The organism is Streptomyces sp. NPDC002144 (genome assembly GCF_053593695.1).
The window spans coordinates 113,002-135,792 of record NZ_JBSFDB010000030.1; the positions used below are offsets into that span (position 1 = coordinate 113,002).

Sequence of the window (22,791 nt, forward strand, 5' to 3'; positions counted from 1 at the left end):
GGGATCCTCGCCGGTGATCGCCCCGAACGGCCGCCTACGCCGTCGACGGCTTCACCTTCCGCACTGTGGTGATCGTGAAGGGGACTTCTGCATCCCCTTCCTCGACATGCCGTCGCAGGATCTTGGCGCGATCTCGACGTCCCTGTTCCGCTTCAAGGGCCCGTTCGGAGCCAACTGGGAGACCCGCGGCGCGAGCCGATGACCGGCCTCAGGTCCCGGCGGACAGCGCCGCCACCAGGACCGGCGTCACCTGCTCGACCTGCCAGGGCCGCGCCCCGTACCCGGCCAGCGCGCCCGCGATCGACTCGGCGTCCACGACCGCCGGCGGCTCCCAGCAGACCCGCCGCACGGTGTCCGGCGCGATCAGGTTCTCCTGCGGCATGTTCAAGGTCTCGGCCAGCGCCGAGACCGCGGCCCGCGCGGCGGACAGCCGTGCCGCGGCCGCGGGGTCCTTGTCGGCCCATGCCCGCGGGGGCGGCGGCCCGGTCACGGGCTGCCCGGGGGCCGGCAGCTGAGCCTCGGTCAGGGCCTTCGCCCGGTCCACGGCGGCCTGCCACTGCTCCAGCTGGCGCCGCCCCGTCCGGTGCCCGAAGCCGTTCAACGCGGCCAGCGCGTGCACGTTCGCCGGCAGGGCGAGCGCCGCCTCCACGATGGCCGCGTCGCTGAGCACCTTGCCCGGCGACACGTCCCGCCGCTGTGCGATCCGGTCCCGCGTCTGCCACAGCTCTCGTACCACGGCCAGCTGGCGGCGCCGGCGGACCTTGTGCATCCCGGACGTCCGGCGCCAGGGGTCCTTGCGCGGCTCGGCCGGCGGCGCGGCGGCGATCGCGTCGAACTCCTGCCGCGCCCACTCCAGCTTGCCCTGCCGGTCCAGCTCCTTCTCCAGCGCGTCGCGCAGATCGACCAGGAGCTCGACGTCCAGCGCCGCGTACCTCAGCCACGGCTCGGGCAGCGGCCGGGTCGACCAGTCGACCGCGGAGTGCCCCTTCTCCAGTACGAAGCCGAGGACGCCCTCGACCATCGCGCCCAGGCCGACCCGCGGGAACCCGGCGAGCCGCCCCGCCAGCTCGGTGTCGAACAGCCGCGTCGGCACCATGCCTATCTCGCGCAGACAGGGCAGGTCCTGGGTGGCCGCGTGCAGGACCCACTCGACGCCCGAGAGCGCCTCGCCGAGCCCGGACAGATCCGGACAGGCGACGGGATCGATCAGCGCGGTGCCCGCGCCCTCGCGGCGCAGCTGCACCAGATAGGCCTTCTGGCCGTAGCGGTAGCCGGACGCGCGTTCGGCGTCGACGGCGACGGGGCCGGAACCGGCGGCGAACGCGGCGATCGTCCTGGCCAGCGACTCGGCGTCGGCGATCACGGGCGGAATGCCCTCGCGCGGTTCCAGCAGAGGGATCGGCGCCCCGGTGTCAGAAGATCCGCCGTCGTCCGGAGGGGCGCCTCCGGTGGTTCGCAGTGATGCGTCTGCTGCGGTTTCTTGGGCGTCGGTCACATGTCAAGGGTATCTGTGGATGGACGGCGCCTGCCGATGGAACGTTCCGTCGGCAGGCGCCTGAGGGTCGCAAACCAGTCAGTTCGACGAAAGCCCTGGTTCACGGATATGGACACCGGGCCCGCCCGCCTCAGTGGATGATGCCGGTGCGCAGGGCCACGGCCACCATCCCGGCGCGGTCACCGGTGCCGAGCTTGCGGGCGATGCGGGCGAGGTGGCTCTTGACGGTGAGCGCGGACAGGCCCATGGAGACGCCGATAGCCTTGTTCGACTGGCCCTCCGCGACCAGTCTCAGCACCTCGACCTCACGGCCGGAGAGCTCGCGGTAGCCGCCCGGGTGGCTCGGGGCACCCGGGGGGCGGCGGTGCATACGGGCGGCGGCGGATCCGATGGGGGCGGCACCGGGCCGGGTGGGGAGCCCGACGTTGGTGCGGGTGCCGGTGACGACGTAGCCCTTGACGCCGCCCGCGAGGGCGTTGCGCACGGCGCCGATGTCGTCGGCGGCGGAGAGGGCCAGGCCGTTGGGCCAGCCCGCGGCGCGGGTCTCGGAAAGGATGGTGAGGCCCGAGCCGTCGGGCAGATGGACGTCGGCGACGCAGATGTCGCGGGGGTTGCCGATGCGGGGACGAGCCTCCGCGATGGACGAGGCCTCGATGACGTCGCGCACACCGAGCGCCCACAGGTGGCGGGTGACGGTGGAGCGGACGCGCGGGTCGGCCACGACCACCATGGCGGTCGGCTTGTTCGGGCGGTAGGCGACCAGGCTTGCGGGCTGCTCGAGGAGAACGGACACCAGGCCTCCTGGGGTGCGGGACGGCTTTCAAGGTCACAGTCGTCTTCGGCAGCGAACCCGGGGTCCTTTAGGGAAAGATCACGATTTAGTGAGTAACAATACGAGCAATTCGGACACGCGGTCGATCGTTCGGTGAACGAATCGGTTCGTTCGAGGGCCGATTCGTGATTGAAAGTGGCCGTATCGACAAAGTGACGCCCAAAAAGGGCGTGTCAGCGTGACTGCGGCCCCCGCCGCTGCGGCAACGTCACCACCGACGCGTCACCCGGCCCGGCCGGCGGCAGCCCCGCGACCTGGGCCAGCAGATCGCACCAGGCCGCCAGATGGGCGGCCGTGTCCGGGACCCCGCCGAGCCCCTCGCGGGGCGTCCAGGAGGCGCGGATCTCGATCTGCGAGGCCGCGGGACGCTCCGACAGCCCGCCGAAGTAGTGCGAACTCGCGCGCGTGACGGTGCCGCTGGGTTCGCCGTACGACAGCCCGCGCGCGGTCAGCGCGCCGGTCAGCCAGGACCAGCACACGTCCGGCAGCAGCGGATCGGCGGCCATCTCCGGCTCCAGCTCCGCGCGCACCAGCGTCACCAGCCGGAAGGTGCCCCGCCAGGCGTCGTGCCCGGACGGGTCGTGCAGCAGCACCAGACGCCCGTCGGCCAGGTCCTGCTCGCCGTCGACGACGGTCGCCTCCAGCGCGTACGCGTGGGGCGCGAGCCGCTGCGGGGCGCGGGTCGGCTCCACCTCGATCTGGGGCCGCAGCCGGCTGCCGCGCAGGGCCTGCACCGCCGCGAGGAAAGCCGGCGGAGCAGCCCCGCTCCCGTCCCCGTCCCCCTCCTTGCCGTCATCCATCCCGCCAGCGCCGTCCGACAGTCGTTCCTGAGCCGCAGCCATGCCGGAAGATTAAGGGGAACAGGGGCGTGGTGCGGGCCTAGACACCCGGGATCGGGTGTACATGGCTGTAACCCCGTGCGGGGCGGGAGCCCCGTCGGCGTCATGTCAGACTTGCCCCGTGAGCGCCAACGAGACCCAGCCGCCGTCCCCCACGCACGACTCCGCCTTTCTCAAGGCCTGCCGCCGGGAGCCCGTGCCCCACACTCCGGTGTGGTTCATGCGCCAGGCGGGGCGCTCGCTCCCGGAGTACCGCAAGGTGCGCGAGGGCGTCCCCATGCTCGAGTCCTGCATGCGCCCCGAGCTGGTCACGGAGATCACGCTGCAGCCGGTCCGCCGCCACAACGTGGACGCGGCGATCTACTACAGCGACATCGTCGTCCCGCTCAAGGCCATCGGCGTCGACCTCGACATCAAGCCGGGCGTCGGCCCGGTCGTCGCCCACCCGATCCGCACCCGCGCGGATCTCGCCCAGCTCCGCGACCTGACCCCCGAGGACGTCTCCTACGTCACCGAGGCGATCGGCCTGCTCACCCGCGAGCTCGGCGCCACCCCGCTCATCGGCTTCGCCGGCGCGCCTTTCACCCTCGCGAGCTACCTCGTCGAGGGCGGCCCGTCGCGCACGTACGAGAACGCCAAGGCGATGATGTACGGCGACCCGGAGCTCTGGGCCGACCTGCTCGACCGTCTCGCCGACATCACGGCGGCCTTCCTGAAGGTGCAGATCGAGGCCGGCGCCTCGGCCGTGCAGCTCTTCGACTCCTGGGTCGGCGCGCTGGCCCCCGCCGACTACAAGCGGTCGGTGATGCCCGCCTCCGCGAAGGTCTTCGAGGCCGTCGCCGGATACGGCGTCCCGCGCATCCACTTCGGCGTCGGCAGCGGCGAGCTGCTGAGGCTCATGGGCGAGGCGGGCGCGGACGTCGTCGGCGTCGACTGGCGCGTCCCGCTGGACGAGGCCGCCCGCCGCATCGGCCCGGGCAAGGCGCTGCAGGGCAACCTCGACCCCACCGTCCTGTTCGCCCCCCGGGAGACGGTCGAGGAGAAGACCCGCGAGGTCCTCGACGCGGCCGCAGGCCTGGAGGGACACGTCTTCAACCTGGGCCACGGCGTCACGCCGTCCATCGACCCCGACGCGCTGACCCGGCTCGCGGAGTACGTCCACACCCAGACCGCGCGCTGATCCGCTCCGCCGCTCACCAGGTGTGCCGGGGCTGCGCCTTCCTGCCGAACAGCAGGCCGCGCGGTTCCGGCGGCGGGGGAGTGCCCGGCTTGAGCGGCCAGGCGAGCAGCATGCCGGCGATGAAGCCCACGACATGCGCCGCGTACGCCACGGTGCCGGCGGCGGAGACGCCCTGGCCGGCCGAGTAGAAGGCCTGCAGCACGAACCAGAAGCCCAGCACCAGCCAGGCGGGCAGCCGTAGCGGCAGGAAGATCAGAAACGGTACGAGGACCCACACCCTGGCCTTCGGATACAGCACCAGATAGGCGCCGAGCACGCCCGCGATGGCTCCCGAGGCGCCGATCAGGGGGTCGCCGGAGTCGGCGTTGAGAAGGGCGAAGCCGTAACCGGCCGCATAGCCGCAGACGGCGTAGAAGAGGGCGAAGCGGATGTGGCCCATGCGGTCCTCGACGTTGTTGCCGAAGATCAGCAGGAAGAGCATGTTGCCCAGCAGGTGCAGCCAGCTGCCGTGCAGGAACATCGCCGTCAGGACCGACAGCGGGGGCGACTTGTCGTAGCCCGGCGGGGCGAGCAGACAGCCACCGCCGCGCACGTCGCCCGTGGGCACCAGCTGGGGCATCTGATGGTGGATCAACTCCCGTGGCACCGCGGCGTAATGATCCAGGAACGCCTGCAGATGGCACGTCTGCGACAGGTCGCTGCCGCCCGCCACGGAGCCGGCGATGCCGGGTGTCGACAGGAACACGAAGACGTTCGCGGCGATGAGCGCGTACGTCACCCAGGGGGTGCGGCGGACCGGGTTCACGTCATGAACGGGGATGACCACAAGGGATTAGTGCCCCCGATGAGCGGGGCGAACCGGTGAACGTGGGCCCGCGCGTGTCCGTATGACTCGTCAACCGCCCGCGGCGCGGGGAAGGCGGGCCGCGGGGACGACGTGAGGAACAGGCGATGAACGACCGAGTTACTCCCCCGATGCATGCTCTTCCCGACGGTGAGGCCGAGATATCCCTGGTGGTGAGGCTGCCGTGGGAAGACGTGGCCAGGCTCGGCCAGGAGGCCGGGCGGCTCGCGTCCCAGATGCAGCGGCCCGTCACCCTGGACGAGGCGGTGAGCCACCGGCTGCGCTCCACACGGCCGGCGGCGCACGCGAAGCCCGCGGGGGAGCAGCCGGTGGCGATGGCGTCGACGGCCTCGGTGTCGTCGTTGCCGCCGCGGCCTCCGGCGGAGCAGGCGCGGCAGGCGATCGAGCGGATCAACGGGAGCGCGTGAGGGGTCGCCGTAGGGGTGCGGGCGCTTCGTGGTTGGTCGCGCCCACGCGGCGGAGCCGCACACCGATACGGCCCCGCGCCCCTATCGGCGTTGCTGTACCGCTTTTGACGCCTTGCGGGCAGCTACCAGTACCGGGTCCCAGACCGGGCTGAACGGGGGAGCGTAGCCCAGGTCCAGGGACGTCATCTGTTCCACCGTCATTCCGGCCGTGAGGGCCACCGCGGCGATGTCGACCCGCTTCGCCGCGCCCTCCCGGCCCACGATCTGCACGCCGAGCAGCCGTCCGGTTCTGCGTTCGGCGAGCATCTTGACCGTCATGGGGGAGGCACCGGGGTAGTAGCCCGCGCGGCTCGTGGACTCGATGGTGACCGCCTCGAATTCCAGCCCCACCCTGCGCGCGTCCTTCTCGCGCAGGCCCGTGCGGGCGATCTCCAGGTCGCAGACCTTGCTGACCGCGGTGCCGACCACTCCGGGGAAGGTTGCGTAGCCGCCGCCGGCGTTGGTGCCGATGACCTGGCCGTGCTTGTTGGCGTGGGTGCCGAGTGCGATGTGGCGTTCCTGGCCGGAGACCAGGTCCAGGACCTCGACGCAGTCGCCGCCCGCCCAGATGTTCTCGTGACCGCGCACCCGCATCGCGAGGTCGGTGAGCAGGCCGTGGTGGGCGCCGAGGGGGAGGCCGGCCGCCTCCGCGAGAGCCGTCTCGGGGCGGACGCCGATGCCCAGGACCACCACGTCCGCCGGGTACTCGGCGTCCTCGGTGGCGACCGCGCGGACCCGGCCGTCCCCGTCGGTGAGGATCTTGGTGACGGCTGCGTCGTTCACCATCGTGATGCCGAGGCCCTCCATGGCCTCGTGCACGAGGCGGCCCATGTCCGCGTCGAGGGTCGACATGGGCTCGCTGCCGCGGTTGACGACCGTGACCTCGTAGTCGCGGTTGATGAGGGCCTCGGCCATCTCGACGCCGATGTAGCCCGCGCCGATCACGACCGCTCGACGGCCACGCGTGCGTGCCAGCGAGTCCAGCAGGGCCTGACCGTCGTCCAGGGTCTGGACCCCGTGGACGCCCGGGGCGTCGGCGCCCGGCATGTCCGGGCGGATTGGGCGGGCGCCGGTCGCGATCACGAGCTTGTCGTACGACGTCCAGGACTCGGCGCCGGAATCGACGTCACGCGCGCGTACCCGGCCGCCCGCCACGTCGATCTCCGTGACCTCCGTCCGGACGCGCAGGTCGATGTCCCGCGCGCGGTGCTCCTCCGGCGTGCGGGCGATCAGCTGGTCCCGCTCGGCGACGTCGCCGCCCACCCAGTACGGGATGCCGCACGCCGAGTAGGAGGTGAAGTGGCCGCGTTCGAACGCCACGATCTCCAGCTCGTCCGGGCCCCTCAGCCGGCGTGCCTGCGACGCCGCGGACATCCCCGCGGCGTCACCGCCGATCACCACCAGTCGTTCCCGCGCAGCGCTCATACTCATGCGAACACGCTACGGGGGCAGGGCATTTCAGTCCCGTGGCGGCCCCGTGCCCTGCGGGGCCGCGACGGCTGTCGGCAGGGAGCCGAGCGCGCTCGTCGCCGGTGCAGCGGCCGGGCGGCGTACCAGCCGCTGCCAGGCCAGGACAAGCAGGACGGCCACCGCCAGCCACCGCTACGGGCGCGGGGGATTTCAGTCCTGTCGGCCCTCCTCGCGCGGGTTCGCGGCATCCGGGGCCGGGCGGGCCGTCGGCAGTGGGCCGAGTGCGGTCGTCGCGGGTGCGGTGGCCGGGCGGCGTGGCAGCCGGGGCCGGATCAGCCGCAGCCAGGCCAGGACGAGCAGGACGGTCACCGCGGCGAACGGCAGCACCGCGCCGAGGGCCACCGCCAGCCACCGCAGCATCGTCACGAAGGCATGCCAGCCGCCCGCCAGCGCGTCCAGGAAGCCGGGGTCGTCGTCCTTCGCGGCCGCCTTCACCGGCGTCTCGGACAGGGACAGCGTGATGGTGGCCATGCTCGTGCGGTCCTTCAGCGACGCCTGCTGCGCGAGCAGCGCCTCCAGATCGGCCTCCCGGCTGCTCAACTCCCCTTCCAGAGCGACGACATCGCTCAGCTTGGTGGCCCGGTCCATCAGCTCGCGCACCCGGGCGACGCTGACCCGCTGCGACTTCACGCGGCTGTCGACGTCGACGACCTGGTCGGTGACGTCCTCGGCCTTCGCCGTCCGGTCGATCAGCTTGCCCGCGCCCTGGAGGTCGGCGAGCACCTCGTCGTAGCGGTCCACGGGCACCCGCAGCACCACGCGCGTGTGCTCGCGGCCCTCCGGGTCCCGGCTGGTGGTCTCGTCGCCGACGTAGCCGCCCGCGCTCTCGGTGGTGGTCCGCGCCCTGTCGAGGGCCTTCGGTACGTCCTTGACCTGCACGGTCAGGGAGGCGGTGCGGATGATGCTGCTCGCGGTGAGCTTCGGCGACCGGGCCTTCGTGCCGCTCGGCGCCTGAGCCCCGCTCGCCTCCTTCGCGCCCGGAGCGGCCTCCTGCGCGTCGCCCCGGGCGGCGGGGGCGCCCTTGGCGGAGGAGGTGCCGCCGGAGTCGCTCGCGGAACTGCATCCGGTCAGGGCGAGTGCCGCGGCCAGCAGGAGTCCGGCCAGGGCCTGGACAGGTCGTACGGAAAGTCGTGCGCGCATGTGGGCGTACCCCCCGAGGGTCGTGACGACTGACGCTCCTTCGACGCCGGAAGGGCGCGGGACGTTGGGCTCCGGTGGTCCCGATGCGGTCACGGTAGGGACTCGGCGGGGCCACATGGGCCCTGGCACGACTGTCAGTTGCGTCTGAGACAGTGGAGCCATGAACGGATCACGTGCCGGAACCCGGGTGGTCGTCGTCGGGGCCGGTGTCGCCGGACTGGCCGCGGCCCACCGGCTGCTGCGGCGGGGCGCCGGTGTGACGGTGCTGGAGGCGTCGGACCGCGTCGGCGGCAAGCTGCTGCCCGGGGAGATCGCCGGTGTGCGCGTCGACCTCGGCGCCGAGTCGATGCTGGCCCGCAGACCGGAGGCGGTCGGCCTGGCCCGCGAGGTGGGGCTCACGGACCGCCTCCAGCCGCCGGCCACCGCCTCGGCCTCGCTGTGGACCCGCGGCGCCCTGCGCCCCATGCCCAAGGGGCATGTGATGGGCGTACCGGGCACCGCGGACGCGCTCGCGGGCGTCCTCTCCGACGAGGGCCTGGCCCGCATCGGGCGCGACGCCGACCTGCCGCGCACGGAGGTCGGCGACGACGTGGCCGTCGGGGAGTTCGTGGCGGCGCGGCTCGGCCGCGAGGTCGTCGACCGTCTCGTGGAGCCGCTGCTGGGCGGTGTGTACGCGGGCGACGCGTACCGCATCTCGATGCGCTCTGCGGTTCCGCAGCTCTTCCAGGTCGCGCGGACGCACACCTCGCTGACCGAGGGAGTCCGCGAGATCCAGGCGAAGGCGGCGGCCGGTCAGCAGACCGGGCCCGTGTTCATGGGCATCGAGGGCGGCATCGGCACCCTCCCGCTCGCCGTCGCCGAGTCGGTGCGCGCGCGAGGCGGCGAGATCGTCACCGGCGCCCCGGTGACGGAGCTGCGCCGTGACGCGTCCGGCGGCTGGCGGGTGGTCGCGGGCGGCCGCGTCCTGCACGCCGACGCGGTGATCGTCGCCGTGCCCGCCCCGGCCGCGGCCGGCCTGCTGCGCGGCGAGGCCCCCGAGGCCGCCGCCGAGCTGGCCGCCGTCGAGTACGCCTCCATGGCCCTGGTCACCCTGGCCTACCGACGCTCCGACACCGCCCTCCCGGAAGGCAGCAGCGGCTTCCTCGTGCCGCCGGTCGACGGCCGCACCATCAAGGCGTCCACCTTCGCCTCCCAGAAGTGGGGCTGGATCGCCGAGGACGACCCGGACGTCCTGGTCCTGCGCACCTCCGTCGGCCGGTACGGCGAGACGGAGATCCTTCAGCGCGACGACGCCGCCCTGGTGGACGTCTCCCGCCACGACCTCAGGGCCGCCACCGGCCTGGACGCCACCCCGCTCGAAACCCGCGTCACGCGCTGGACCGACGGGCTGCCCCAGTACCCCGTCGGCCACCACGCGCGCGTGGCCCGCATCCGCGAGCACATCGCCAAGCTCCCCGGCCTCGCCGTCTGCGGCGCGCAGTACGACGGCGTCGGCATCCCGGCCTGCATCGCCGGCGCGTACGCGGCCGTCGACCAGTTGGAAGGCGACCTCACCGGTGAGCAGCAGCTCACCGCCGACCCGGTGCAGTCTCTGCACGGAGGAGCAGGAGAATGAGGGACATGAGTGACGACGCCCCCACCACCGAGGCCGCCAGGATCCCGAACAAGGGCAAGCTGGCCAAGGACCTCAACGAGGTCATCCGCTACACCCTGTGGTCCGTCTTCAGGCTGAAGGACGTGCTGCCCGAGGACCGCGCGGGCTACGCCGACGAGGTCCAGGAGCTGTTCGACCAGCTCGCCGCCAAGGACGTGACCGTCCGCGGAACCTACGACGTCTCGGGGCTGCGCGCCGACGCCGACCTCATGATCTGGTGGCACGCGGAGACCAGCGACCAGCTGCAGGAGGCGTACAACCTCTTCCGCCGCACGAGGCTGGGCCGCGCCCTGGAGCCGGTCTGGTCGAACATGGCGCTGCACCGCCCCGCCGAGTTCAACCGCTCGCACATCCCCGCGTTCCTCGCCGACGAGACGCCCCGCAACTACGTCAGCGTCTACCCCTTCGTGCGCTCCTACGACTGGTACCTGCTGCCGGACGAGGACCGCCGCCGCATGCTCGCCGACCACGGCAAGATGGCCCGCGGCTTCCCCGACGTCCGCGCCAACACGGTCGCGTCGTTCTCCCTCGGCGACTACGAGTGGATCCTCGCCTTCGAGGCCGACGAGCTGCACCGCATCGTCGACCTCATGCGCCACCTGCGCGGCTCCGAGGCCCGCCGGCACGTCCGCGAGGAGATCCCGTTCTACACGGGCCGCCGCAAGGACGTCGCCGAGCTGATCGCCGGCCTCGCCTGATCAGCGCCCCACCGCCGGCCGGGCCGTCGCGGAGCGGCTGTCCGGCCGCGTCGGCTCGGGGGCGGCGTGCGGGGCGCAGGCAGCATGCCGCCGCGGCAGCCGCCCCTGCAGCAGGTACGCGTCCAGATACGCGTTGACGCACCGGTTCGGTCCGCCCGCGACGCCGTGCGTCCCCGAGTCCCGCTCCGTCACCAGCACCGCCCCCGACAGCCGCCGCTGCAACTCCAGCGCCCCCTGGTAGGGGGCCGCCGCGTCCCGCTCCGCGGCCAGGACCAGCGTCGCCGGCACCTCACCGGGACCCGTACGCACATCGACCGGCCGCTGCCGCGGCGCGGGCCAGTACGCGCAGGGCAGGTTCGTCCACACGTTGTCCCACGTCTCGAACGGCGCCACCCGGGCGAGCCGTGTGTTGTCCCGGTCCCAGACCCGGAAGTCCGTCGGCCAGGGCGCGTCGTTGCACTCCACGGCCGTGTAGACCGCGTTGGTGTTCTCCACCTCGGCCGCCGCCTCCACCACCGGCGACGCCTGCTCGATCAGCGGCTTCGGGTCGCCCTTCAGATACCGCGACAGCGCCTCGGCCCGCTGCGGCCAGAAGTCGTCGTAGTAGCCCGCCGTCAGGAACGCGCCCTGCAGCTGCCCCGGCCCCACCTTGCCGCCCGCCGGTTCGGCCGCCAGCCGCGCGCTCGCCCGGTCGTAGCTGAACTGCACCGCCTCGGCCGTGCCGCCCAGCCCGTACACGTCGTCGTGCTCGGCGATCCACTCCCGGAAGTCCGCCCAGCGCTCCTCGAACGCGGCCGACTGGTCGAGGTTGTTGCGGTACCAGACCTGCTCCGGATCGGGGTTGACCGCCGCGTCGAACACCATCCGGCGTACGTGGGAGGGGAACAGCGTGGCGTACAGCGCGCCCAGGTAGGTGCCGTACGACGACCCCATGAACGTCAGCCGTTCCTCGCCCAGCGCCGCCCGCAGCACGTCCAGGTCGCGGGCGTTGTCGAGCGAGGTGTAGTGGCCGAGCGCCTTGCCGGCCCGCTGCGCGCACCCCCGCGCGTACGCCTTGGCCCGTGCGACGCGTTCCCTCTTGTACGACGGCGAGGGATGCGTCGGCGCCAGGGACGGCCCCTTGAAGAAGCGCTTGGGGTCCTCGCAGGACAGGGGCGCCGAACGGCCCACGCCCCGCGGGGAGTAGCCGACGAGGTCGTAGGCGCCGGCGATGCGCTTCCACTGCGGCAGCAGGCCGACCAGCGGAAAGTACAGTCCGTCGCCGCCCGGCCCGCCGGGGTTGTAGACCAGGGCGCCCTGTCCGGGCACCCGGCGCTTGCTGTTGTGCGGGTCGCGGTGCGTGGCCCGCACCCGGCTGACGGTCAGCTTGATCTGCCGCCCGCCCGGGTCCGCGTAGTCCAGCGGGACGGAGACCGTGCCGCACTCCAGGCTGCCCGGCATGTCCTGCGCGTTCGAGCACGCGCCGAAGTCGACACCGGCGGCCCGGGCCCGCGCGGCGGCCACCGCCGTGCCGCGCAGCTCGGCCGTGCCCGGGACACCGGGGGCGCCGCCGGCCGCGGCCGTGGCGAGGGCGGTCAGGAGCAAGGATCCGGCGGCCGAGTAGAGGGCGGCTGCTCTCATCGCGTATCCCTTCGGTGCACGGCGGCGACAAAAGGGAAGTCTCCTTCGGCCCCCGCCGAAGGCAAGCACCGTCCCGGCGGTGTCGACCCCAATGCCCCCCGTGCGCCCCCGGCACACGGCTCACACCCGAAAGACCGTCCTAGACCTGTCCTAGACCAGTCCTAGACCCGGTCGCGATGTGCGAAGGCGGCGCGCAGGTCCGGCTCGCCGACCGCATGGACTCCGCGGACGGCGACACAGGTGAGGTAGGTACGGTCGTCGCCGTCCGAGGGGCGGCGGGCCAGGGTGCCCAGCAGACGCTGACCGGCCGGGGAGGCCCAGCGGGAGTAGGGGTGCGCCTCGACGCGGGCTATGGCCAGACAGCTCAGGCTCAGTGCGAGCGGCAGCGCGAACCACAGGGCGACCAGACCCCGTGACATGGCCGGCTGGGCCGGGGCCAGCAGCGCGGTCGCGCCCAGCGCCAGGACCGCCGGCACGGCGAGCCGCACCTGGCGCACCGCGGCCGCGACGGTGGTCCGGGAGCCGGCCGGCACGGCCAGTCCCGCGCGCACGAGACGGTCGCCCAGGTTGCCCACCGCGTCCGCGGCGGCCGCCGCTGCGCGTACCGGGGCGATGCGGTTCTGTCCCTCGGGACCGATGGCCCCGATGACCGACTGCTCGATCTCGTCCCGTCCGCGCGGGTCGACCACCGTCGCCCAGCCGGTGTGGGCGAGCAGCAGCCGGCGCTGCCGGGCCATGGAGACCATGGTCAGATCGGCGACCCGGCGCGGACCGCCGGAGAGGAACGCGGCTTCGTAGAGCGTCAGATCACGCTGGAGCGGGTCCGTGTCGACGGCCGCCGCGCGTACGGCGGCCAGGCACAGCCGTGTACACGCCGTGCCGGCGACGGCCCAGGCCAGCAGCAGGAGGAGGACCCAGAACATGCCGCGTTTCTATGCCAAAGGCCCTCTCGGGCGCCATGCCTTGTTCACAATCCGGACGGAGCGTTGTCTGCCTGTGACGTTCCGCTTGTCCTGAACGGGACTACTGCGGAGGCGGGCTGGAGGCGGCCGGCGGCAGCGAGTAGGTCGCGGACGGCGTGGGGGCGACCGGGACGGCCGGGCTCGGGTCCGTCGTCGGTCCGGGCGGGGCCGGGGAGTTGACCAGCGGGGGAGTGCTCGCGGCGGCCATGTTGCGCGCGAGGGCGTCCCAGTCGACGTCGCCCGTCGCCTCCAGGACCTTGATGTGGTCCAGCACGGTCGTGTTCGCGTCGTCCGCGAGGGCGCGCACCAGGGAGTTGCGGGTGGTCGCGCGGACCTGGGCGACCAGCGAGAACACCTTGCCGTGCGCCAGCCGCGCGATGTTCACGAAGTCGTGGTCGTACTCCACGCCCTGCGCCTTGTTCAAGGTGGTGAGCCACTGCCGCTGCTGGGCGGTGGGCTCGTTGGGCAGCTCGATGCCGAGCTTGGCGGCGACGTCCCGGACCCGCTGGTCGAGGAAGGTGTGGCCCTGGACGAGGTGCTGCCCCGCCGTCCGTACGGCCTGGGTGGTGCCCTTCTGCTCGGCCTCCTGGCCGGCGGGCAGTTCCCACAGCCCGGCCTGGCGGACCCTGGTGAGGAAGTCGCGGTCGAGGCCCGACAGGGGGCCGTAGTTCGTGGCGACGGTCTGAGCGTTCAGCACGCTCACGCCGGTTCCCGACCGGTCGGCGTAGGACCAGATCGGGAAGATCAGTGCGAGCAGGGTCGCGAGCAGACCGGTGACGATGACGCCGGTTCCACTGACGATGCCCCGGCCCTTGATGGGTGGTCTCGGTCGCATGGTGCCTCCTGCCTGCGGCACCGCACGCTGGTCGGTTGTGAGTGCGGGACTGGCATGTTACTGCGTGGTGCGGGCATCGATGCCGCGAGGAGGCGTATCCCACACTCCGCCGCTCAGCGGTGCGACAGCACCCGCCGCGCCGCCCGGGCCACCCGCCCCCGCCCGGTTCGGGGCGGCACCGGCCCCGACCGCTCCAGCCACCAGCCGCGCAGCTCCCGCCGCACCCGCCCCTCCGCGAGCCGCCCCGACAGCAGCAGATGCTCGGCGAAGTCCAGCGCGTCTCTGCGGTAGCCGCCGGTCATGGGGTGGCCGTGCGCGTACGCCAGGAACGCGGCCCGGTACGCCTCGCCGAGAATCCCCGGCAGCTCGGGCGCGACCTTCCCCACCACATCGGCCCGCTTCCCGGCGAGCGCCCGCGCCTGCACCCCGAGCCGCCCCCGGTCGAAACCCTCGGGCACGGGTGTCCCGGCGACGAGGGCGGACAGCAGCGCGGTCTGAGCGAGCGCGAGCCGCTGCCGGGCGCCGTCGGCGTGGCCCGTGGGGGTGGCGGGAGGCGGAGCCGGGGCGGCGGCAACGGGGGAGGGGGCGGCGGCCGGGAGTTCCTCGGTGATTGCCGCTGTCACTGTCCCGGTGCCCGCCGCGGTCGCCGCCACCTCCCGTCGTACCGCCCGCGCCGGCTCGCCGCCCGCCGCCCGTCCTTTCTCCACGGCCGCCCGGATCGCGGCCAGCTCTCCCTCCAGCACTCCCGGCTCGGGGAAGTTCTCGTCCCGCTCCAGCAGCACGCCCGGCGGGCGCACCCGGGACGCGAGGTCGGTCAGGACGTCCAGGACCGCGTCCGGCACCGGGTGGGCGTGGCTGTCGTGCCAGACCCCGTCGCGTTCGAAGCCGCCCGCGACATGGACGTACGCGATGGCCTCCACGGGGAGCTCGGCGAGGGCCTTGGCCGGGTCCTCGCCGCGGTTGACGTGGTTGGTGTGCAGGTTGGCCACGTCGATGAGGAGCCGCACCCCGGTCCGGTCGACGAGGTCGTACAGGAACTGCCCCTCCGTCATCTCCTCGCCCGGCCAGCAGATCAGCGCGGCGATGTTCTCCACGGCGAGCGGCACGGGCAGCGCGTCCTGCGCGATGCGGACGTTCTCGCACAGCACGTCGAGGGCGTCCCGGGTGCGCGGGACGGGCAGCAGATGACCGGCCTCCAGCGGCGGGGACGCCGTCAGCGGTCCGCCCGCCCGGACGAAGGCGATGTGCTCCGTGACCAGCGGCGACGCCAGCGCCTCCGCCCGCTCGGCGAGCGCGGTCAGCCGGCCCGCGTCGGGACGGTCGGCCCCGCCCAGGCCCAGGGAGACACCGTGCGGGACCACCGTCACGCCACGCTCCCGCAGCCGCCGGAGCGCGTCGGGCAGGTGCCCCGGGCACACGTTCTCGGCCACGACCTCGACCCAGTCGATGCCCGGCATCAGCTCCACGGCGTCGGCGATCTCCGGTCGCCATCCGATGCCCGTGCCCAGTCGCTCCATGGTCGTCCCCTCCCTGCCGTCTCCCCGAAGAACGTGACGGGGGTATGGCCCCGGCACCCTGCCCTGAACCGTGCGGCCCGCACCTTCAGAGCAACATTTGAGGTTCCTCGCGTCCCGCCCGGCTCACCCGAGGACGCCCGCCGTGTCCACCGGGTCCGGCCGCCCGGTGTTGACCGTGCCGGGTGCGCCCGGCGAGGGGCTGGACGTCGTCGGCAGGTTCGCGCTGGGCTGGGCGGCGGGCGCCGAGGGCGCGACCTGGCCGGGCACGGGGGCCGCGGGTCCGGTCGGGCTGGCGGTCGTCCCGGCCACCGCGTCGTTGGCGATGGCGTCGAAGTCGACCTTGCCGGTCTTCTCCAGGATCGTGATGTGGTCGAGCACGGTCTGGTTGGCGTCCGAGGCCAGCTGCCGTACGAGGGTGTTGCGGGTGGTGTTCCGGACCGTGCCGATCGCCGGGAAGATCTTGCCGTGCGCGGACCGCAGCAGGTTCACGAACTTGTACTCGTACTCCGCGCCGCTCGCCGCCGACATCTCCTGCAGCCAGCCCTGCTGCTGTTCGTTCGGCTGGTTCGGCAGGGCGACGCCCAGCTGGGCCGCGACGATCCGGACCCGTTTGTCGAGGTCGGTGTGGCCGACGATGAGATGGTCGCCGGCGTCCTTGATGGCCTGGCTCGGCGCGCGCTCGAGAGCCTGCTGCCCGGCCGGCAGCTCCCACAGCCCGGCCAGCCGCACCCGCACGATCAGATCGCGGTCGGCGGCGGTGAGCGGGCCCCACTGGGTGTTCACGGTCCCCGCCGCCACGTTCGCCTGACCGGTGCCGGACCGGTCGGCGTACGACCACACGGGGAACGCGATCGCTCCGACGGTGGCGACGAGGGCCGCGACGAGGAAGGCCGTGCCATTGATCCGCATGCGCTGCAAAGGTCCCTCCCGGGTGAAACCAACTGGACCACGGCGCGGGGAAGTTGCCCGGGCGCCGGTGACAGGAGGTACGCGGGGGTGGGCCCGGTTGTTCAAGCGAAGGCCAAATAACTAAACGACTGGTAAAGCGATCGACCGCTCCGTCCCGTTCCGTCCAGCCGTGTCATCGCAGGGCCGGATGATCGGCGACGACGGTGCACGAGCCGGGCGCGATCTCGGTGAACCCGGCGTCCCGCACCAACGGCAGCCCACCGCTGGTCAGTTCGGCCCAGCGCCCGCGCTCGGCGGTCCGTACGGCCAGCGGGAACCCGGCGTCCCGCCATGCGGCGCGTTCCTCGTCCGACAGCTCCCACCAGGCGAGTTGGGCGCCGTGGCCCGCCTGGGCCATCGCCTTGCCCGCGGACATGTCCAGCTCCGGGTTCAGCCACAGCACGGGCTGCGAGGTGTCGGCCTCGGCCGGTGCCTCGGGATCGTCGAGGTCGGTGCCGGACACCTGCAGCCGGGCCAGGTCCTTCGGCCACCCGTCGAGCGGTACCGGCGGGAAGACCCGCACCTCGGCGGACTTCCCGGTGACGGTGATCCCGTCCAGCCCCTCGGCCCGCCGCCACTCGGCCCCGCGGGCCCGCCGTACCACCTTGCGGATCCGCGCGTCCTGCCACTCCCGCACGGCCTGGGCCCACACGCCGTCCCCCAGGGACCGCTCGTCGCTGAGCATGACGAGCACGGCCCGGGCGGCGGTCTCCAGGGCGTCGGTACGGGCGGGCGGCGCCGCCTTCTCCATCCGCACGACGAGCGGCAGCACGAACTGCGGGGCCTCGTCGCGGGCGGTGCGCTCGGACCGGAAGGGACTGTCACCGGTTGCTGTTGAATCAGGGCTCACACCAGGCAACTCTAAAGGGCCGCTCACCCCGAGCAGGCGCCGCGCTGGGCCTCCTGCCACTCGCACACCGGGCACATCGTGATGCCCCTGTACGACTCCGGGTACTCCGTCGGCTCCCGGCACAGCACACAGTCGGCGTACGGCGGCCCGTCCGCCGTCGGCGGCTTCGTGGCGTCGGCGATCGTGCAGTACTCGTCGCTCATGACTCCAGCGTAAGTCGCTCGCGGACGTCGCTCACCGGCGTCCCTTGGTGTCCCCGACCAGCTCCGAGACCTTCACGAACCGGTACCCCCGCGCACGCAGCTCGGGCACGATCGTCCGCACCGCGCGCTCGGTCACCGGGGCCGCGCTGCGGGTGCAGTGCATGACCACCACCGAGCCGGGGCGCACGCCGTCCAGGACCTGCCGGGCCACCGCGTCCGCGTCCGTCGCGAACGCGTCGCCGCTCACCACGTCCCACTGCACGGCGGTGACGCCCACGGGCGCCAGCGCCTTGAGGGCCCGCTGGTCGTAACAGCCGCCGGGGAAGCGGAAGTACGGCATCGCGTCCCTCACCCCGGCCCGGCGGAACGCCGTGTACGCCCGCTCCACGTCCGTCCGCATCCGGTCCCCGGTGACGGTCGGCAGGCCGTAGCAGTCGCCGGTGAAGGCGTAGTGGCTGTAGGAGTGGTTGGCGATCTCGAAGAGCGGGTCGCGGTCGATGGACCGCGCCTGCACCGGGTACTCGTCGGCCCACCGCCCGGTCATGAAGACGGTCGCCGGCACCTTCAGCGCCCGGAGCGCCGCGATGAGCTGCGGGTTGTCGAACCGCTCGCCCGCCGCGGCCCGCTTGCCCTCGTCGGCCGTCATGTCGGCGTCGAAGGTGAGCGCGACGACCTTCCCGTCGGTGCGGGGGCCGTTCCTGAAGACCGGCGTCAGGCCGCCCGGGCCGGGGGCCAGGGTCGGCGGCCGGGAGGGCGCGGCGGAGGTGGCGGCCGGGGCCGGGTGGGCGGCGTGCGGGGCCTTGACGGTGCCGCAGGCGGTCAGGGCGGTGCCGAGGGCGCAGAGGGCGGCGGCACGTCGTACGGGAGCGATCACCGTACGAACGTAGAGCTGATTGCCTTATTTGTAGGGTTATGGGAGTGGTGTTCTGGTCGGCGTCACTCGGTCAGGTCACCCGGTCAGATGTCCCGGCGCTCCAGCGGCCTGGTCGCCGGGCCCTGGATCACCTTGCCGTCCTTGTCGAAGCGGGAGCCGTGGCAGGGGCACTCCCAGGCGCGTTCCGCGGAGTTGAAGGAGACCAAGCAGCCGAGGTGGGTGCAGCGCGGGGAGACCGCGTGCAGGCTGCCGTCGTCGTCCCGGTACACCGCGACCCGGTCGTGTCCGGCGCGGACCACGGCGCCCTCGCCCGGCGGCAGCGACTCCAGCGGCGGCACCGGACGCAGCCGGTCGCCGACGAAGTGCCGGGCCACCTCGGCCTGCGTCTTGAGGAACGTCGGCGCCTCGCGCACCGCCGTCCGCAGCCGCCGCGGGTCGTACAGCTCGCTCCACGCGCACGGCTCGCCCAGGATCTGCGCGCTCAGCAGCCGGCCCGCCATGATGCCGCCGCTCAGGCCCCAGCCGCCGAATCCGGTGGCGACGTAGGCGTGCCGGGCGCCCGGGTGCAGCAGGCCGACCATGGGCACCGTGTCCGTGGGGTCGTTGTCCTGGGTGGCCCAGCGGTGGGTGAGGTCGGCGTCCGGGAAGTGGTCGCGGGCCCAGGCCGTCAGGCGCTCGAAGCGGCTCCGGGTGTCTCCGGTGCCGGGCGTGAAGTGCTCGCCGGTGACGACCAGGAACCGCCACCCGTCCTCGCCGTACGGCGCCGTCCGCACGGACCGGGTGCCCTCGTCCGGCGTGATGTACATGCCCTCGGGGTCCCGGTCGACGGGGAGCGGCCCGGCGACGACCAGTTCGCGGCGCGGGGAGAGACGGGTGAAGAGCAGGGCCCGGTCGAAGATGGGGTAGTGCGTGGCGACCACGACGTCCCGGGCGGTCACCGTCGCCCCGGACGCGGTCGCCACGCGGCACGGCTCGCCCTCGTCGAGGCCGGTGACCGTGGTGTGCTCGTGGATGCGCCCGCCCCGGCGGACCAGGTCCTCGGCGAGCGCCAGCAGGTACTTGCGCGGATGGAACTGCGCCTGTCCGGTCACCTTCACCGCGCCCGCCACCGGGAACGGCAGCCCGGTGTCCGTCGTGAACGACGCCGGCAGCCCCGCCTCGCTCGCGGCGGCCGCCTCGGCCCGCAGCTCCTCCACCCGGGCCGCGTCACAGACATAGGTGTAGGCGTCGCGGCGCTCCCACTCGCAGTCCACGCCGAGTTCCTCGGCGACCTCGGCGGCATGCTCGACGGCCTCGCTCTGCGAGCGGGCGTACAGCCGGGCGCCGTCGGGGCCGCGGGTGCGGCGCAGCTTGTCGTAGATCAGCGTGTGCAGCGCGGTGAGCTTGGCGGTGGTGTGGCCCGTGACACCGGCCGCGACCCGGTCGGCCTCCAGCAGCGCCACCGACCTGCCGGCCCGCGCCAGCTCCCAGGCGGTGCTCAGTCCGGCGATCCCGGCGCCGATCACGGCCACGTCGACCGTGAGGTCCTCGGTGAGCGGCGGATGGTCGGGGCCCGGGGCGGTCTCGAGCCAGTACGAGCCGTTGACGTGCTGGTCCTCGTTCATGGCGGCCGGGTACCCAGCCCGGCGGGGGTCAGTGTTCCAGGAGCCGTTCGCGGCACGCGTCCGGGTCGAACGCCGGCTCCGGGTACTGCGGATCCAGCGCCTGGAGATGCTCCAGGAGCAGCCGTGCCACGGCCCAGTCGCGGTACCACTTGCGGTCGGCCGGGATCACGTACCAGGGGGCGTGCGGGGCGGAGCAGCGGTGCAGGGCGATCTCGTACGCCTCCTGGTAGGAGGGCCACAGGGCGCGGTCGTCGATGTCGCCGGGGCTGAACTTCCAGCGCTTGTCGGGGCGGTCCAGGCGCCTGAGGAGACGGCGGCGCTGCTCCTCGAAGGAGATGTGCAGGAAGCACTTGACGAGGGTGACCCGGTCGTCGGCCAGGCGCTGCTCGAAGCGGTTGATCTCGTCGTAGCGGCGCTCGATCTCGTCGCGAGGGGCGAGGGCGCGGACGCGGGGGACGAGGACGTCCTCGTAGTGGGAGCGGTCGAAGGCGCCGATCTCGCCGGGGCGGGGGAGTTCCCTCTCGATGCGCCAGAGGAAGCCGTGCTCGCGTTCCTCGGCGGTGGGTGCCTTGAAGCCCATGGTCCGGCAGCCGGCCGGGTTGAACAGCCCGACGACGTGCTTGATCGTGCCACCCTTGCCGCTGGTGTCCATGCCCTGCAGCACCAGCAGCACCCGGCGCCGGTCGCCCGCGGTGCCGGCCGCCCAGAGCCGCTCCTGGAGCCTGGCCAGCCGCCTGCCGGTGCGGGCGGTCTCCGCGCGCCCCGCGGCCTTGTCCTTCGGGCTCGCCGGCCCGTGCCGGGTGTCGTACTCGGCCAGGTCGAGATGTTCACCGCCGGGCACGCGCAGCAGCGTGCGCAGATCCTGGTTCCTTCCGTCCTTGGCCACGGGAGTGTCCCTTCCGTTCAGCGGCCGTAACGGCCGGTCAGGGTGCCCGAGGCCAGTGTGTGGCCGGCGAGTGCGCGCCCCAGGTCGTCGGGCGAGGCGTCGGAGGGCAGCTGGAGGGTGCGGTCGGCGGCGTAGACCGTGAAGGCGTAGTGGTGCGGCTGGTCTCCCCCGGGCGGGCAGGGGCCGCCGTAACCGGTCCGCTTGAAGCCGTTGCGGCCCTGGACCGTTCCTCGCGGGACCTGGCCGGCGAGCCACCTGGTCCGGTCCGGGGGAGCGTTCCACAGCAGCCAGTGGGTGAAGGTGCCGTGCGGGGCGTCGGGGTCCTGGACCAGGAGGGCCAGGGTGACGGTGGCCGGGGGCAGGCCGGAGAAGGCGAGCGGCGGGGAGACGTCCTCGCCGTCACAGGTGTGGCGCCGCGGGATCGTGCCGCCCTCGGCGAAGGCGGGGCTGGAGACGGTGAGACGTCGGCCGGCGGCGGGCGAGGGCGCGGAGGAACCCGCGGCGCCGTCCCCGCAGCCCTGGACGAGCCCCACCGCCATCGCCACACCGACGATCACCACCGTGCGCCGCATGCACGGAACGCTAGCCCCGCGATCCGCGGCCCGCCAGCGGCGTGGTCACTTCTCCAGGTGGTGGTCCTGTGGGTGTTCCTGAGCCCTTTCCAGGAAGCGGAGCAGCTCCACCGGGAAGGGGAGCACCAGGGTCGAGTTCTTCTCGGCGGCCACCGCGACGACGGTCTGCAGCAGCCGCAGCTGGAGCGCGGACGGGGTGTCCGCCATCTGCTGGGCGGCCTCGGCCAGCTTCTTGGAGGCCTGCAGTTCGGCGTCGGCGTTGATGATGCGGGCGCGGCGCTCACGGTCGGCCTCGGCCTGGCGGGCCATGGAGCGCTTCATCGACTCCGGCAGCGAGACGTCCTTGATCTCCACCCGGTCGATCTGCACGCCCCACCCGATGGCCGGGCTGTCGATCATCAGCTCCAGGCCCTGGTTGAGCTTCTCGCGGTTGGAGAGCAGGTCGTCGAGGTCGCTCTTGCCGATGATCGAACGCAGAGAGGTCTGCGCCATCTGGGAGACGGCGAACTTGTAGTCCTCGACGTTGACCAGCGCGGCCGCCGCGTCGACCACCTTGAAGTACACGACGGCGTCCACCCGCACCGTCACGTTGTCCCGCGTGATGCCCTCCTGGGCCGGGATCGGCAGCGTGACGATCTGCATGTTGACCTTCGCCAGCCGGTCCACGAACGGGACGATCATCGTGAAGCCGGGACTGCGCACCTCACCGCCGAGCCGCCCGAGCCGGAAGAGCACCCCGCGCTCGTACTGCTTGACGACGCGCGCCGCCGCGGCGGCGTAGACGAGCCCGGCCGTTCCGGCCGCGACGACGGCTGTCACCAGCTCAGGGACCATCACGACCCCCTCGGGGAGAGGTCTTTCTGTCTGCTTCTGCAACGATATGCCCGGTGGCCGGTCCCGGGCCACGAGGGTCCGGGACCGGCCACCGGGGTGCTCATGCGGCCGTCGTCACCCGCACCGGTTCGGTGCCGACCGCGCTGTGGCGCTCGGCCCAGTTCTCCAGTGCCGTACGGCAGGCGTGGTCCAGGTGGTGCAGTCCGGACAGGTCCAGCTCCACCGGGCGGTCCTGGGGCAGCGCCTCCAGGCTGTCGAGGATCTTCGGGAGCCTGAGGAAGGTCGCGTTGCCCGTCAGATGGACCTGGACGGGACCGGCGCCCTTGTCGACGATCTCGGTCCTGAGGTGCGAGGCCTCCCAGGCGGTCTTGACCACGGACAGGGCCAGACCGATGAGCACGCCCTCGAACATGTTGACCGCGACGATCGAGACGGCCGTGACCACGAGGATCAGCGCCTCGCCCCGG

Annotated in this window: 23 protein-coding genes and 2 pseudogenes; 5 read left to right on the top strand and 20 right to left on the bottom strand. The window is 73.0% G+C overall.

Annotated features, from left to right (window positions below; genetic code table 11):
* Positions 1–82: 82 nt before the first annotated feature.
* Positions 83–193 (top strand): annotated as a pseudogene (locus ACWCQ1_RS35890) (carbohydrate ABC transporter permease); the annotation flags it as partial.
* A 15-nt stretch (positions 194–208) separates the two neighbouring features.
* Here ACWCQ1_RS35890 and ACWCQ1_RS35895 read toward each other — a convergent pair.
* The 3 genes from ACWCQ1_RS35895 to ACWCQ1_RS35905 all read right to left on the bottom strand — a co-directional run bounded on the left by ACWCQ1_RS35895 (position 209) and on the right by ACWCQ1_RS35905 (position 3,169).
* Complete coding sequence (locus ACWCQ1_RS35895) at positions 209–1,495, bottom strand: ribonuclease D (protein WP_358598664.1); 1,287 nt, start codon at positions 1,493–1,495, stop codon at positions 209–211.
* A 130-nt stretch (positions 1,496–1,625) separates the two neighbouring features.
* On the bottom strand, positions 1,626–2,288 hold the full coding sequence (locus tag ACWCQ1_RS35900; RefSeq protein ID WP_030939825.1) for a response regulator transcription factor: 663 nt from the start codon (positions 2,286–2,288) through the stop codon (positions 1,626–1,628).
* A 212-nt stretch (positions 2,289–2,500) separates the two neighbouring features.
* Positions 2,501–3,169 carry a DUF3000 domain-containing protein gene (locus tag ACWCQ1_RS35905; RefSeq protein ID WP_133046039.1) on the bottom strand — a complete coding sequence of 223 codons (669 nt, stop codon included), beginning with the start codon at positions 3,167–3,169 and terminating at the stop codon, positions 2,501–2,503.
* Between the two features lie 118 nt (positions 3,170–3,287).
* Between ACWCQ1_RS35905 and hemE the strand changes: the two genes are divergently transcribed.
* Positions 3,288–4,346 (top strand): uroporphyrinogen decarboxylase, encoded by a 1,059-nt coding sequence (hemE, locus tag ACWCQ1_RS35910; protein ID WP_451028240.1) that lies wholly within the window; start codon positions 3,288–3,290, stop codon positions 4,344–4,346.
* A 13-nt stretch (positions 4,347–4,359) separates the two neighbouring features.
* Here the strand turns inward: hemE and ACWCQ1_RS35915 are convergent, their stop codons facing one another.
* Entirely contained in the window at positions 4,360–5,172 is an 813-nt protein-coding gene (locus ACWCQ1_RS35915; RefSeq protein WP_358598657.1) for a rhomboid family intramembrane serine protease, read from the bottom strand.
* Between the two features lie 125 nt (positions 5,173–5,297).
* On the opposite strand from ACWCQ1_RS35915, the gene ACWCQ1_RS35920 reads away from it, so the two are divergent.
* Positions 5,298–5,618, top strand: a complete 321-nt coding sequence (locus ACWCQ1_RS35920) for a hypothetical protein (RefSeq protein WP_358598654.1) — start codon at positions 5,298–5,300, stop codon at positions 5,616–5,618.
* 81 nt (positions 5,619–5,699) lie between these two features.
* Here the strand turns inward: ACWCQ1_RS35920 and ACWCQ1_RS35925 are convergent, their stop codons facing one another.
* The 3 genes from ACWCQ1_RS35925 to ACWCQ1_RS35935 are packed head-to-tail and all read right to left on the bottom strand — an operon-like array spanning position 5,700 to position 8,267.
* On the bottom strand, positions 5,700–7,088 hold the full coding sequence (locus ACWCQ1_RS35925) for an FAD-dependent oxidoreductase (RefSeq protein WP_358598652.1): 1,389 nt from the start codon (positions 7,086–7,088) through the stop codon (positions 5,700–5,702).
* A 27-nt stretch (positions 7,089–7,115) separates the two neighbouring features.
* On the bottom strand, positions 7,116–7,247 hold the full coding sequence (locus tag ACWCQ1_RS35930) for a hypothetical protein (protein WP_451028241.1): 132 nt from the start codon (positions 7,245–7,247) through the stop codon (positions 7,116–7,118).
* 30 nt (positions 7,248–7,277) lie between these two features.
* Positions 7,278–8,267: a DUF4349 domain-containing protein gene (locus ACWCQ1_RS35935; RefSeq protein WP_451028242.1), complete on the bottom strand. Its 990-nt coding sequence runs from the start codon at positions 8,265–8,267 to the stop codon at positions 7,278–7,280.
* Between the two features lie 160 nt (positions 8,268–8,427).
* Here ACWCQ1_RS35935 and hemG point away from each other — a divergent pair, with 160 nt between their 5' ends.
* Positions 8,428–9,882: a protoporphyrinogen oxidase gene (gene hemG / locus ACWCQ1_RS35940; protein WP_451028243.1), complete on the top strand. Its 1,455-nt coding sequence runs from the start codon at positions 8,428–8,430 to the stop codon at positions 9,880–9,882.
* A gap of 5 nt (positions 9,883–9,887) precedes the next feature.
* The gene (gene hemQ / locus ACWCQ1_RS35945; RefSeq protein ID WP_208784068.1) at positions 9,888–10,619 is read left to right on the top strand and encodes a hydrogen peroxide-dependent heme synthase; all 732 of its coding nucleotides are present in this window, start codon (positions 9,888–9,890) and stop codon (positions 10,617–10,619) included.
* Here hemQ and ACWCQ1_RS35950 read toward each other — a convergent pair whose 3' ends face one another.
* The 13 genes and pseudogenes from ACWCQ1_RS35950 to ACWCQ1_RS36010 all read right to left on the bottom strand — a co-directional run.
* On the bottom strand, positions 10,620–12,239 hold the full coding sequence (locus tag ACWCQ1_RS35950; RefSeq protein ID WP_358598640.1) for an alpha/beta hydrolase: 1,620 nt from the start codon (positions 12,237–12,239) through the stop codon (positions 10,620–10,622).
* Positions 12,240–12,400: 161 nt separating this feature from the next.
* On the bottom strand, positions 12,401–13,162 hold the full coding sequence (locus ACWCQ1_RS35955) for a TIGR04222 domain-containing membrane protein (RefSeq protein WP_133041535.1): 762 nt from the start codon (positions 13,160–13,162) through the stop codon (positions 12,401–12,403).
* A gap of 100 nt (positions 13,163–13,262) precedes the next feature.
* Positions 13,263–14,036 (bottom strand): DUF4142 domain-containing protein, encoded by a 774-nt coding sequence (locus tag ACWCQ1_RS35960; RefSeq protein WP_133041536.1) that lies wholly within the window; start codon positions 14,034–14,036, stop codon positions 13,263–13,265.
* A gap of 113 nt (positions 14,037–14,149) precedes the next feature.
* Positions 14,150–15,553, bottom strand: a complete 1,404-nt coding sequence (locus ACWCQ1_RS35965; protein ID WP_451028244.1) for a DUF692 domain-containing protein — start codon at positions 15,551–15,553, stop codon at positions 14,150–14,152.
* Positions 15,554–15,676: 123 nt separating this feature from the next.
* On the bottom strand, positions 15,677–16,462 hold the full coding sequence (locus ACWCQ1_RS35970) for a DUF4142 domain-containing protein (RefSeq protein ID WP_451028245.1): 786 nt from the start codon (positions 16,460–16,462) through the stop codon (positions 15,677–15,679).
* A 172-nt stretch (positions 16,463–16,634) separates the two neighbouring features.
* Positions 16,635–17,360, bottom strand: coding sequence for an aminoacyl-tRNA hydrolase (locus ACWCQ1_RS35975; protein WP_451028249.1), 726 nt, complete (start codon positions 17,358–17,360; stop codon positions 16,635–16,637).
* Positions 17,361–17,374: 14 nt separating this feature from the next.
* The gene (locus tag ACWCQ1_RS35980; RefSeq protein ID WP_358598625.1) at positions 17,375–17,554 is read right to left on the bottom strand and encodes a hypothetical protein; all 180 of its coding nucleotides are present in this window, start codon (positions 17,552–17,554) and stop codon (positions 17,375–17,377) included.
* Positions 17,555–17,585: 31 nt separating this feature from the next.
* Positions 17,586–18,428, bottom strand: coding sequence for a polysaccharide deacetylase family protein (locus ACWCQ1_RS35985; RefSeq protein WP_358598622.1), 843 nt, complete (start codon positions 18,426–18,428; stop codon positions 17,586–17,588).
* 83 nt (positions 18,429–18,511) lie between these two features.
* Positions 18,512–20,032, bottom strand: a complete 1,521-nt coding sequence (locus ACWCQ1_RS35990; RefSeq protein ID WP_358598619.1) for an FAD-dependent oxidoreductase — start codon at positions 20,030–20,032, stop codon at positions 18,512–18,514.
* Between the two features lie 28 nt (positions 20,033–20,060).
* On the bottom strand, positions 20,061–20,918 hold the full coding sequence (locus tag ACWCQ1_RS35995; protein WP_451028246.1) for a PPK2 family polyphosphate kinase: 858 nt from the start codon (positions 20,916–20,918) through the stop codon (positions 20,061–20,063).
* Positions 20,919–20,935: 17 nt separating this feature from the next.
* Entirely contained in the window at positions 20,936–21,490 is a 555-nt protein-coding gene (locus ACWCQ1_RS36000; RefSeq protein ID WP_451028247.1) for a YbhB/YbcL family Raf kinase inhibitor-like protein, read from the bottom strand.
* A gap of 45 nt (positions 21,491–21,535) precedes the next feature.
* Positions 21,536–22,324, bottom strand: a complete 789-nt coding sequence (locus tag ACWCQ1_RS36005; RefSeq protein ID WP_133041544.1) for a slipin family protein — start codon at positions 22,322–22,324, stop codon at positions 21,536–21,538.
* A 100-nt stretch (positions 22,325–22,424) separates the two neighbouring features.
* A pseudogene (locus ACWCQ1_RS36010) lies at positions 22,425–22,791 on the bottom strand (SulP family inorganic anion transporter); the annotation flags it as partial.